The organism is Cellvibrio sp., from assembly GCF_053579595.1.
In genome coordinates this window covers 9,764-20,752 of the sequence record NZ_JBRFPI010000028.1, presented here as the reverse complement: position 1 = coordinate 20,752, position 10,989 = coordinate 9,764, and the positions used below count along the sequence as shown (strand labels likewise).

The following is a 10,989-nucleotide window of genomic DNA, read 5'->3' as shown; positions in this document are numbered from 1 at the left end:
CGCGGCCCAACCTACAAACCTGCGAGTTCCTGGCGCACAATTTCTGCACCAGCACTCAACGCTTTCAGTTTGCCAAGCGCGACCTGGCGAGATAAAGGCGCCATGCCGCAGTTGGTGCAGGGGCAGAGTTTGTCGGCGTCTACAAATTGCAGGGCTTTGCGCAGGGTGTTGGCGACTTCTTCGGGAGTTTCGATGGTGTTGGTGGCTACGTCAATCGCACCGACCATCACTTTTTTTCCGCGAATCAGTTCCAGTAGCTCCATTGGCACACGCGAGTTGTGGCATTCCAGCGAGATAATATCGATATTGGATTTTTGCAGTTTAGGAAAAATTTCTTCGTATTGACGCCATTCAGACCCCAGCGTTTTTTTCCATTCAGTATTGGCTTTTATGCCGTAGCCATAACAAATATGTACGGCGGTTTCACACTTAAGTCCTTCACGTGCGCGCTCTAAGGTCGCAATGCCCCAGCCATTCACTTCATCAAAAAACACATTAAAGGCAGGTTCATCAAACTGAATAATATCAACTCCCGTTGCCTCTAATTCTTTTGCCTCCTGGTTGAGAATTTTGGCGAATTCCCAAGCCAGTTTTTCGCGGCTTTTGTAGTGGCCATCGTAAAGCGTATCAATCATCGTCATGGGGCCGGGCAGGGCCCATTTAATGGGTTGTGTGGTTTGCTTGCGCAGAAATTTAGCGTCTTCAACAAACACCGGCTTCTGGCGCGACACATCGCCCACCACCGTTGGTACGCTCGCATCATAGCGATCCCGAATTCTAACGGTTTCGCGCTGCGTAAAATCAACGCCGCTCAGGTGCTCAATAAACGTTGTCACAAAGTGTTGGCGCGATTGCTCGCCATCCCCAACAATATCAATACCCGCCTGTTGCTGTTCTTGCAATGACAAACGCAATGCATCTTGTTTGCCTTCTATTAATTCATCACCTTGCAATTTCCAGGGTGACCAAAGTGTCTCAGGTTGAGCAAGCCAGGAAGGCTTGGGTAAGCTGCCAGCGGTTGATGTGGGCAATAATGTTTTCATAGTGAATAATCTTGTCTTTTAAAAGGTATAGATAAAAACGATCAATAACAGGTACAGATAAAGCGCGAATTAAAACGCGTACTTGGCAGACCATTGCTCAAGAATGTTCTGGTAGGGTTTGATGAATTGTTTTTCAGCAAATTTCCCCTGCTCAATCGCCAACCTGCTGCGTTCCTCGCGGTCATAAACCACTTTGGTTAATGAATAATCCTGATTTTTTAAATTGGGTTTGTAATAGGCTCCTGCTACCGCATTGGCGTTATAAATTTCAGGCCGATAAATCTTCTGGAAAGTTTCCATAGTGCTAATGGTGCTGATCAATTCAAGGTTGGTGTAATCCACCAGCAGATCCCCAAAGAAATAAAAGGCGAAGGGCGCTACGCTATTGGGTGGCATAAAATAGCGAACTTCTAAACCCATCTTTTTAAAATACTGTTCAGTCAACGAGGATTCATTGGGCTGGTATTCAACGCCCAGCACCGGGTGCTGGTTTTCAGTGCGCCGATAGGTTTTATTATCGGAAACACTCAGGCATATCACCGGCGGTTTATTAAAATGCGTTTTGTAAGTAGTCGAGTTCACAAAGTGCTTGAATAGCTTGCCGTGCAAATCGCCAAAATTATCGGGAATACTGAATGTCGGTTGGTTTTTGTTGTGCTCTAACAGCAGCACACTAAAATCATAATCGCGCACGTAAGAAGAAAAGTTATTCCCCACAATGCCTTCAATACGCCTGTTGTTGTAGCGATCAAGAATATTGGTTTTCAAGATTTCAATTGCAGGAAATGAATCACCACTACCCTCACGATCAAGATCCATTTCCACAGAAATGATCTCAAGCTCAAGCGAATAACGATCCCCCTTGGGGTTATCCCAATGCGCCAAGGCATTAAAACGATTGTCAATCATCTTCAGCGCATTACGTAAGTTTTCTTGCCGGCTATTTCCCCTCGCCAAATTGGCAAAGTTGGTAGTCGCCCGCGTATTGTCTGCCGGATGATAGTTCTCATCGAAACAAATGCTTTTGATGCTAAATGTAAAATCGTTGTTCATGGTGATATTGCAACCTGATGAAGAGGCAAGTGTAAAGTCGGCTCTGGTTAAGTACAGGTTGTCTTTATACTGGAATGCCAAAGTGAACAAAAACGATAATAATTCATGAAAATGTGAATATTATTCATATTGGGGCGGGACTTGGTGGAACGGGGGGCTTGCTAGGGCGCGTTTGACTTGGGAGACAAGCATGCCCGTTGGCATTGTTGAGTTGAATCAGCCATTGAACTGAGTCATCCTTGGCGCGCTATTTAACCGTTGAAAATTTGACCTCTTGTTGTGTAAAGAGGCTGATTGGCAAAAGGGGAGTAGCATCAAATGAAATGCCAGAACACAAGGAGCACACCCATGGCATACAATGAAAATAAATATAGCGTTCAAAAACTTCCCAATCCATTGTTACTGCATTGGATCTTGAATCCGGGCTTGGCAATTAATGAAGTCATTCTTGGTCAGCGAATTCCCAAGGTCACACTGATCGACAAAACCAGCAACGCCCCTTTGGTAGATCGCACCTACGTCCCATGTCCCTCGTGTGGCGCCATTCACCATGGTATGTTGTGGGGTAAAGGTAATGCCTTCGGTCATTGGCTTGGCTACATCTGCCCTAGCTGCGAACAAAAAATTCCTTGCTTGTGGAATATTTTTAGCCTGTTTTTGCTGGCCGTACTATTTCCTATTTGGTTCCCCCTCAAAAAAATCTACGAGCAAAAATACATCGCCTACGAACTCTCGCGTTACAAAAAAGCAGAAGCCAATATTGCTAAGCCTATTAATAAATTTACATGGATAAAAATGGGCGCATCATTTGGTTTACTGATGCTCATGTTTTTTGTCGCGATGGAATACTTCCGTGATGGAATAACTCTGGATAAATTCATTTTCCTTGCGACCATTAATGCGATAGGCGGCCTGTTTTTTGGTGCGTTTATGTGGTTTTTTATGGGGCGTAGGAAGGGGTGAGGTAGCGAGTAGCCCGCATGAGTCTAACGAAATGCGGAGTTATTTAATAAATTTGTCTCCCGTATTCCGCTAGGCTCCATACAGGCTACACCTCAAATATTTTCTAATTCAAAAACTCCGGCTCTTCGGGTTCTTCATAGCGTTCAAGTTTTACATTGCGCATCGAGTAGGCCGATAAGCCGAGTTCATTTTCCTGAGTTTCTATCACCACAGTGCCATCAACCCAAAAGGGTGTGTACAGATCGGGCAAGGTAAATCCCTTGGGGTGTTTAACGTAAATTAATTGGTTGGGCGGCGGCGGTGGAACATGGATGCAGGCGCCGAAGTAGGGCACCAGAAAAAATTCGGTGATGACCTGATTGTCATCGTATTCGATGGGCACTATGTAACCTGCAATGCGGATACGCTTGTTATTAAATTCCGGGCGCACTTTGGTAGACTTGAGCGCATCGCGCCAATCGCGGCCGGATTTTTTATCTTCTATTTCTTGCTTTGAATCAGCGATGGCCTTGGCAACCTGATCTTCAAATGCAGAGGTGTTGCTATTGAAGCCTTCGGCGGGTGTGTCTTGCGCGAGTTGTTCGTCACTGAGTGAATCATGATCAACCTGCGGAATGGATTCCAATAAACGCAAATCCTCGTCGGGCAATAATTCTGTCCATTCCACGGTAACCGAGGGGCGCGTCAAATTTTCGGGTGCTGCGTGAGTAGCAGCAGCGAAGCACAGGATTGTAAGCGCAAAAAAATACGCGCAAAGCGAATGTAAATTCGAGCAAAACGAATAGTCTGTTGTGGGATAGAGTTTCATCATTCGGTGTCTCACAGTACCATCACACCTGCATGGCAGGATTATTTGCGCAATCATACAAGCCCTATTTATTAAAAGCAGCATGAAAAACAGCATGAATAACAGCCCTAGCAACACCGCAATCGCCTTTGAGTCCGTCCAATACGCCTGGGGTAAACAGGATTCGCCTTTTCTGGTGATCGATGATTTGCGCATCGCAGCCGGTGAAAAGCTATTTTTGTACGGCGCCTCTGGTTCCGGCAAGAGCACGCTGCTGAATTTGATGGCGGGGGTGTTGTTGCCGCGCGCGGGTAGCATTCATCTGCTGGGCACCGATATAACGCGCTTGAGTAATCGCCAGCGCGACCAATTTCGTGCGCAGCACATGGGCATTATTTTTCAGCAATTCAATTTAATTCCCTATCTCAACGGCGTGGATAATTTACGCATGCGCATCGAGTTTTTACCGCGTGATCAACAACAGGTTGCTATTGCACAAATTCCGTTATTGCTGGAGCGCTTGGGAATCCCCTATGTTGCACAACAACAAGCGCATCAACTCAGCGTAGGGCAGCAACAACGTGTTGCGCTGGCGCGAGCGCTCTTGGGTGGCCCACGTATTGTTATTGCCGATGAACCCACCTCAGCACTTGATGCAGACCTGCGTGAAGAATTTATGGGTTTGCTATTTGAATTGCTGGATGAAAAAACCAGTCTGGTTTTTGTCAGCCACGATCAACAACTCCGCTCGCGCTTTGATCGCACACTTGATATGCAAGCCTTTCGCGCCGACTCCATTGCTGCAGCAAGCGCGAGTGAGGTGCAAGTATGATGCGTATGCGCCTTGCCGGTAAAAGTTTACTCAATCGCCGTGGAACGGTATTTCTCACCATTCTTTCACTGACCATTGGAATTCTGTTGGTGCTCGGTATTAATCACTTGCGCACGCAAGTGAAAGAGAGTTTTAACAATACGCTATCGGGAACCGATTTAATTGTTGGCGCGCGCGGCGGTGCGTTGAATTTATTGTTGTACTCCGTATTTCATATGGGCAGCAGCACGCACAGCATTCGCTGGCAAACCTATGAAGAGTTGGCCAAACATAGCCAGGTGAAATGGGCAATTCCGCTGGCGATGGGCGATTCACACAAGGGCCATCGCGTAGTGGCCACCACGCCAGATTTTTTTGCCCACTACGCCTACGGTAAAAAACAACAGTTGAACTTTGCGGCAGGAAAATCCTTTTCCGGAAAATATGATGTGGTGATAGGCGCTGCGGTCGCGCGCAAATTGGGTTATCAGCTGGGCGATAAAATCGTATTGGCCCACGGCATCGCCAAAATCTCGCTCACCAAACACGACAATTCGCCCTTTGTTATCACTGGCGTTCTTTCGCCTACCGGAACACCTGTCGATAACAGCCTCTACATCTCCCTTGCGGGTATGGCCGCTATTCATGAAGGCTGGCAATCCGGCGTGAAAATTCCTTCAACGAAAAAAACATCGCAACAAACAGAACAAAAACAAGACGAACACGAGCATGAACACGATCAAGAAGAGCATCACGAGCATGCGGATGATCACAGCAGTGAGGAAGAGCATGATGAGCACCATCACGATCATCACGCCTATGACCAATCGCTAAGTGCAATTTTTGTTGGATTAAACAATCGCGAAACAATCTTCGCCGTGCAGCGGCAAATTAATCAATACACTGGCGAACCACTGCAAGCCATTATTCCCGGTTTGGCATTAACAGAATTGTGGCAGCTGGTTGGCTCAGTAGAAACCGCCTTTAATCTAATTGCATGGTTAGTCGTCATCGCCGGTCTACTCGGTATGACCACCAGCCTGCTAGCTGGTCTAAGCCAACGCCAACGCGAATTTGCGATTCTCCGTTCACTCGGCGCAGGCCCCTGGTATTTATTTGTATTGGTAATCCTGGAAGTGTTGCTCATCTGCATTAGCGCCATAGTATTCGCCATCGCACTGCTCACTCTCTTACTCTGGTCACTACAACCTTGGTTGCTCAGCGAATGGGGCATTCAACTCTCACTAAATTTTATGACGCCACAACAAGGTTATTATTTGTTGGCGATTCTACTTTCCAGCGTGGTGCTGTCGCTGGTGCCTGCATTCAATGCATGCCGTCGTGCGTTGGGGGATGGGCTTGCGGTTAAATACTAATTATCTGTTTGTAACAGAGCGTATCCAACAGCGAACTATCTAATAATCTCTTGGTCGATGCATCACCATCCATCAATCATCGAAAGAGGTTCTCTCATCATGAAGATATTCATTCTTTTTTGCTTGGTTATCCTTACAGCTTGTTCCCAACGGCAGATTTACGACTCGGTTCAAACGAATAATCGCAATGAATGTGAACGCTTGAGTGGAGTGCAGCGCAAGGAGTGTTTGGAGCGTTTAGCACCTGACTACCAAACCTATGAGCGGCAACGTAAGGAACTGTTGGAAGCGCAATAATGTGTTTATTTCACATAAATTGCCGTTTTTGTGCCGCTGGGAATTCAGTCGCCCAGTCTTGGGTTGTTGACTTTTTCTTACAGTAAAATTTTGGCGATTGATAGCATATTTTACGGACTGACAAACCTTACCTGGTTTCGACCACTATTTTTGGCGTTGTAGAGCGCTTTATCGGTGCGTTTAAAAACCGCCTCGAAAGTCTCTGTGGCTTTCACTGTTGTGGCACCGATGCTGACAGTGACTTTAATTAATTGGTCATCAATAACAAAGCTGTGCTGTTCGATGGTCTCTCTCAGTTTGTCGGCCAGAGTGATTAGGCGCTCCTCGGAAATTTGCGAACAAATGAGAATGAACTCCTCTCCTCCCCAGCGGCCAAAAATATCGGTTTGGCGGACTTGTTCGTTGATGATTCTGGCAATTTCACTGAGTACGACATCACCCGCGTCATGGCCCAGGCTGTCGTTTATTTTCTTAAAATAATCGATATCGAATAGCATAACGCCCATTTGGTTGCGGCTAAAGTTACTTTCAAATAAACGTTGCAGAAATTGCTGCACCCCGGCGCGGTTCATAACTCCGGTCAGAACATCGGTGGTTGATAGCGCCTCAAACTGTTGCTTTTCAGTTTCCAGTTTTTTGTATTCACTAACTAAATTATTAATCCGCTGGGTATCGGCTTTAGTTTTTCTATTGATCAGATAAAACCGCCACAGCACTTCTGTCACAATCAGTATCATCCAAAATAAAATGATGCAGAAATAGAGAGTTTCCTTTTTTATCCATTGACCAACAGCCTCAATTCGCTCAATGCGGATTTCATTGTCGCTGTGAACATTAAAATCTAATCCGATAGCAATTGCGTTGTTCATGGACGGGGCTGAATACTGCCGCGCGATATCGAACTCGGTAATCCACCATTCGGCGACGCTAAATTCACTCAGCTGTACGTAAACCGGTTGATTCAAGTCAGAGGTGCGTATTGCGGTAGACATGACTTTGCTGGTGGTGTCGTATTTCTCGATATCACTGAAGCTTGGATCGAAATCCCGTAGTGATAAACGAATCCGGGGCGCGTTACCTTTGTAGTGAATGAAAATGTTTAGCCCATCATAGGCTGAGAGGTCGATTCCTGTTGTCCTGTCCGGCCCAAGATTGAGCGACCATCCGCAGGAATAGGCATCGCCCGGTGCGTAGTTGCAGCGGAAATGGTTGATGCTCCGGTCAATCCAGTCGGTGGGTTCTGTGCCCTCGCTATGCGGACTATAGATCCATGAGAGACGTTCAGTGTCTGGATATAGGGACAGGATTTTGGCCGGCAGATATTGATGAGTTGCGATGAGAACAATAGTGATGAGTACCGCTAATAATCTGAAAGTTGCGTAGGATTTCGGCCTAATCATTATCAATAATCCATTCGTTAACATTATGTAATTGGCAGGGAATTGACCGGCGGACGACACATAAGATGTCTTTATCCGCATTGACAAATCAATGACTTGGCAGATTTCGCGACACGACTTGTCTCAAATTGGCGACGCATCAGGTGTCTTAATCTGAGGAAAACGACACATGATGTGTCTTATTCTCAAAATAATCAATTTGCAGCCTGGATTTACTGCGAGCCGTCATGCTTCGAAAGTGGATTTAATAGGTTCGCTGTTGAACTCTAAATGGAATAGGTAAAACGACTAAAAGGGAAATGATTGAAGCCGTTTCCTCTATTTATTCGCCACTGAGGATTAGGCGCGATCTAAGGTTGTTATCTGAAAACTCAATAATAAGTACTGCTAATGTGGCGGGCCATACCTTAGGCATATTCTGTGTTTAGGTGAGGGGGTTCTAAGCCTATACATGTACTGGATGATTGCTAAATATGAATGGCCCCCTTTCAAAGGTATTTCACAAAAGACCTTTTACCTCCATCTTTACGCAAATTTGTTCGTGGGCATGTTTTTCTTGCATTACTAATAACGAGGGAAAAGACAACATATGCAAATGTCGATACTGATGAGGCATTGCTTGATTCAGTAGGCCTGCGTAAATATGTGAGCAAAACGAAAAAATATAAAAAATCATGGTACTGGCCTTTAGCTATAACCTTTTTTATTAGCCTTTTCTTTTCGCCTATCTTTTTATTGTCAGGGATACTCTTGTCGATAGGTGTGTGGTTGGCGGAAAGTAATACTTGGAAGATAAAAACTCTCTACACCTTGATCCTGAAATTGAGAAGCGGTTTATTCGATTTTGCGACCAATTTCCCTCTATCGATAAATCCAACGCTATATGGCTTAATATTGGCGATTACAGCGGTGACTCTGATTGAAATGCTGCTAAATTGGGATTTGGTTTGCCTTTTGAAATGTCTGGTAACTTAAATTTCCCTGCTTACAAACTAATTCATTTTCGGTATTTTTTCTCCTGATGCAGTAATTCCGCAAGTTGGAAATGATTGTTCCGTTCACTCGAACGTTCTTTTTTCTAATCAAGTTGATCACATAACGATTCAGGAATCTGGGCCATCTCACTCTGATGCTATTACTATTGGAATTAATACAGTGAATCATTTTTTTTTAAAAACTGTGTAACGACAGCGGAAAATTCCGCCGTCTGCACAGTATTGTTATGATTGCCAAGCACAGTAGCATAAGTTGCATTAGGGAAAATTGTAGCCAAATCTTTAGCTGAGCCGTTATCGTTATCCTCTATGCCAGAAACTACCAGCACTGGATTTTTGATTTCACCCAGAGCTTTTTTGCTGGTAGATGGTTGTGACTTTTGCAGGTAGGCTTGCGCTTGTTGATCAAATCCTGAGTTCTCCACATACGTCACAAAACTCTCTAACTCTTTTGCTGGCTTACCAGAAAGCGCTTCGTAAAACATAATTCGGCGCGGCCAATCAGGATTAGTAAAGTCCACACCCATGCCACCAATAACTGCATGAGTAACGCGTTTGTCTAACACAAGTAGCCGCGTTGTTAATATTGAACCTCGGGAGTAACCAATTGCGGTGTACTCTTTTACTCCCAACTCATTTACTATGCCCATAATATCTTTTGCTTCTATATCATTTTCATAAAGTTCAGGTTGATGTGGCTTGTCCGATTTACCATTGCCACGTAAATCCATAAGAATTACTTTATACCCAGCATTAATTAAATCAGTATAAAGTGCAGTCCTCTTCCAAGAATCACCATCAGTAATAAAACCATGCACCAATACTATGGCATCACCTGTACCCGTCACTTCATAATAAATTTTTGTGCCATCCGGTGATTTATAATAGTTCCCTTCAATGTTAGTTGGTTGCGCCCGCGACCAAGAGATAAGTGTAGATAAAGTTACAAACAGCACTATTTTTATCATATTTCCTGCTTCGCTAAATATAAGGAAATGTCGTAGCATATATCTATTTTCAATATATAAATTTCTATCTTACGCTTCGAACCAATCGGATAACTTTTTTATTCAATCGATCATCTGTATTTGTTTCGCCTGTTGCGAAATCTATGTACCATGAGTAGAACGTTAACGTGTGATAAGGCGATGAACTCCATGTATGCGATGCAGGGGTGTTAGGAAATGACTCCATATCTATGCTCGGTTTTAAGCATTGTATGTCTATCAGAGTCGTGAGTTCACGAATATTAGGTAATCGCCAGTCTTTATGGTTTGCTAAACCTTCATTTTCATTTATTTCTGCAGTACGTAGCAGCGCCTCGCCCCAGGTAAATAATGTTGGTGTCCCTGATTCGCATCGCTCTCCATTGAGCCCATCGATACAGGTTGTCCACATAAGACCTGTTCGGTTGTCAATTACAACGTTTTTTTCGTCGTAGCTAAATCGCGAGTTTGATAAGTGTTGTGGTATGCCATCCCGTTGACATATTTGATCCGCTAGTACAGAGGAGGTTATTAGAAGAGTAGTAAATCCCAAACAGATCAAGTGCTGAAGGATATTCATTTATTTATTCCTGATAGCTAATTCTATAATTATTGTTTACTAACCCAATCTCGTACAAGCCGAACTGGGAATGAGCTTTCTCGGGAGACTAGAGAGGTATTACTGGATCTGAAATTCACGGCCCACGCGGAAGAGGGGGCATTTACGGCTGGCGTCGAACTCCAATAAAACTCCAGCTTCGTGTTGGGAAAGTAGGTGGTGTCGATGCTGGGTCCTTTGGTTCCATAATCAACTAAACTCTCTATTTCAAATCTGGTGGGGAGCCGCCAATCTTTAAATCCGCATAGTCCAACATTGTTTACACGTTGTATAAATTCTTCTGTATTGCAAAATGTTTTAGGTTCGTTAGGGATATAGCCTGAGCAAATATTCAAAACATTGTTCCAGCTTCCCACAGCTCCCCCATTAACGGAGGAGTTATTGGAGTACCATGTGAATAGATCATCACCATCATGTAATCCGCTATTTCCATAAATATCATCAATTTCGGTTTTTACTTCCCATAATAATCCAGTAACTGTATCCAGAACGCAGTTGCCGGATGAAGAATTATCTTGCAAAGGTATTCCTTGGTTATTAATTTTTTGATAGCTAAAGCCCGCTCTACCATCACTATCTTTATTGGTGATGTCCCGACCAAATGAGCAATCTTGTTGAATGGGTAAGTGAATTTTGGATTTTGGCTCTGCACTGTCTAC

The 10,989-nt window shown here is 44.4% G+C and carries 12 protein-coding genes; 5 read left to right on the top strand and 7 right to left on the bottom strand.

The genetic code is table 11. From position 1 onward, the window contains the following. Window positions 1-11 precede the first annotated feature (11 nt). Both ACWA6V_RS03200 and ACWA6V_RS03195 read right to left on the bottom strand, forming a co-directional pair. Window positions 12-1,043, bottom strand: coding sequence for a methionine synthase (locus ACWA6V_RS03200; RefSeq protein WP_449521144.1), 1,032 nt, complete (start codon window positions 1,041-1,043; stop codon window positions 12-14). A 69-nt stretch (window positions 1,044-1,112) separates the two neighbouring features. After that, window positions 1,113-2,096 (bottom strand): DUF1852 domain-containing protein, encoded by a 984-nt coding sequence (locus tag ACWA6V_RS03195; RefSeq protein WP_449521143.1) that lies wholly within the window; start codon window positions 2,094-2,096, stop codon window positions 1,113-1,115. Between the two features lie 348 nt (window positions 2,097-2,444). Here ACWA6V_RS03195 and ACWA6V_RS03190 point away from each other — a divergent pair, with 348 nt between their 5' ends. Further along, complete coding sequence (locus ACWA6V_RS03190) at window positions 2,445-3,059, top strand: hypothetical protein (protein ID WP_449521142.1); 615 nt, start codon at window positions 2,445-2,447, stop codon at window positions 3,057-3,059. Window positions 3,060-3,162: 103 nt separating this feature from the next. Here ACWA6V_RS03190 and ACWA6V_RS03185 read toward each other — a convergent pair whose 3' ends face one another. Then, entirely contained in the window at window positions 3,163-3,870 is a 708-nt protein-coding gene (locus ACWA6V_RS03185; RefSeq protein ID WP_449521141.1) for a DUF3299 domain-containing protein, read from the bottom strand. Between the two features lie 91 nt (window positions 3,871-3,961). On the opposite strand from ACWA6V_RS03185, the gene ACWA6V_RS03180 reads away from it, so the two are divergent. From ACWA6V_RS03180 to ACWA6V_RS03170, 3 genes are all read left to right on the top strand, one after another. Further along, window positions 3,962-4,678, top strand: a complete 717-nt coding sequence (locus ACWA6V_RS03180; RefSeq protein ID WP_449521140.1) for an ABC transporter ATP-binding protein — start codon at window positions 3,962-3,964, stop codon at window positions 4,676-4,678. Then, complete coding sequence (locus tag ACWA6V_RS03175) at window positions 4,675-6,033, top strand: ABC transporter permease (protein WP_449521139.1); 1,359 nt, start codon at window positions 4,675-4,677, stop codon at window positions 6,031-6,033. The genes ACWA6V_RS03180 and ACWA6V_RS03175 overlap by 4 nt, the downstream gene beginning before the upstream one ends. 99 nt (window positions 6,034-6,132) lie before the next feature. Beyond that, entirely contained in the window at window positions 6,133-6,330 is a 198-nt protein-coding gene (locus ACWA6V_RS03170; protein ID WP_449521138.1) for a hypothetical protein, read from the top strand. A 110-nt stretch (window positions 6,331-6,440) separates the two neighbouring features. On the opposite strand, the gene ACWA6V_RS03165 is transcribed toward ACWA6V_RS03170, so the two are convergent. Next, window positions 6,441-7,730 (bottom strand): GGDEF domain-containing protein, encoded by a 1,290-nt coding sequence (locus ACWA6V_RS03165; RefSeq protein ID WP_449521137.1) that lies wholly within the window; start codon window positions 7,728-7,730, stop codon window positions 6,441-6,443. Between the two features lie 477 nt (window positions 7,731-8,207). Between ACWA6V_RS03165 and ACWA6V_RS03160 the strand changes: the two genes are divergently transcribed. Continuing rightward, entirely contained in the window at window positions 8,208-8,705 is a 498-nt protein-coding gene (locus ACWA6V_RS03160; protein ID WP_449521136.1) for a hypothetical protein, read from the top strand. Window positions 8,706-8,877: 172 nt separating this feature from the next. Here ACWA6V_RS03160 and ACWA6V_RS03155 read toward each other — a convergent pair whose 3' ends face one another. The 3 genes from ACWA6V_RS03155 to ACWA6V_RS03145 all read right to left on the bottom strand — a co-directional run. Then, complete coding sequence (locus ACWA6V_RS03155) at window positions 8,878-9,693, bottom strand: alpha/beta fold hydrolase (RefSeq protein ID WP_331351414.1); 816 nt, start codon at window positions 9,691-9,693, stop codon at window positions 8,878-8,880. Window positions 9,694-9,757: 64 nt separating this feature from the next. Beyond that, entirely contained in the window at window positions 9,758-10,291 is a 534-nt protein-coding gene (locus ACWA6V_RS03150; protein ID WP_414633251.1) for an Lcl C-terminal domain-containing protein, read from the bottom strand. Between the two features lie 29 nt (window positions 10,292-10,320). Continuing rightward, the coding region (locus tag ACWA6V_RS03145) for an Lcl C-terminal domain-containing protein (RefSeq protein ID WP_449521135.1) at window positions 10,321-10,989 on the bottom strand (669 nt) is incomplete at its 5' end.

Excerpts from the sequence above, each read along its gene's own strand:
- ACWA6V_RS03200 (WP_449521144.1), bottom strand. The coding sequence starts at position 1,043 with ATGAAAACATTATTGCCCACATCAACCGCTGGCAGCTTACCCAAGCCT.
- ACWA6V_RS03195 (WP_449521143.1), bottom strand. The coding sequence starts at position 2,096 with ATGAACAACGATTTTACATTTAGCATCAAAAGCATTTGTTTCGATGAG.
- ACWA6V_RS03190 (WP_449521142.1), top strand. The coding sequence starts at position 2,445 with ATGGCATACAATGAAAATAAATATAGCGTTCAAAAACTTCCCAATCCA.
- ACWA6V_RS03185 (WP_449521141.1), bottom strand. The coding sequence starts at position 3,870 with ATGATGAAACTCTATCCCACAACAGACTATTCGTTTTGCTCGAATTTA.
- ACWA6V_RS03180 (WP_449521140.1), top strand. The coding sequence starts at position 3,962 with ATGAATAACAGCCCTAGCAACACCGCAATCGCCTTTGAGTCCGTCCAA.
- ACWA6V_RS03175 (WP_449521139.1), top strand. The coding sequence starts at position 4,675 with ATGATGCGTATGCGCCTTGCCGGTAAAAGTTTACTCAATCGCCGTGGA.
- ACWA6V_RS03170 (WP_449521138.1), top strand. The coding sequence starts at position 6,133 with ATGAAGATATTCATTCTTTTTTGCTTGGTTATCCTTACAGCTTGTTCC.
- ACWA6V_RS03165 (WP_449521137.1), bottom strand. The coding sequence starts at position 7,730 with ATGATTAGGCCGAAATCCTACGCAACTTTCAGATTATTAGCGGTACTC.
- ACWA6V_RS03160 (WP_449521136.1), top strand. The coding sequence starts at position 8,208 with ATGGCCCCCTTTCAAAGGTATTTCACAAAAGACCTTTTACCTCCATCT.
- ACWA6V_RS03155 (WP_331351414.1), bottom strand. The coding sequence starts at position 9,693 with ATGATAAAAATAGTGCTGTTTGTAACTTTATCTACACTTATCTCTTGG.
- ACWA6V_RS03150 (WP_414633251.1), bottom strand. The coding sequence starts at position 10,291 with ATGAATATCCTTCAGCACTTGATCTGTTTGGGATTTACTACTCTTCTA.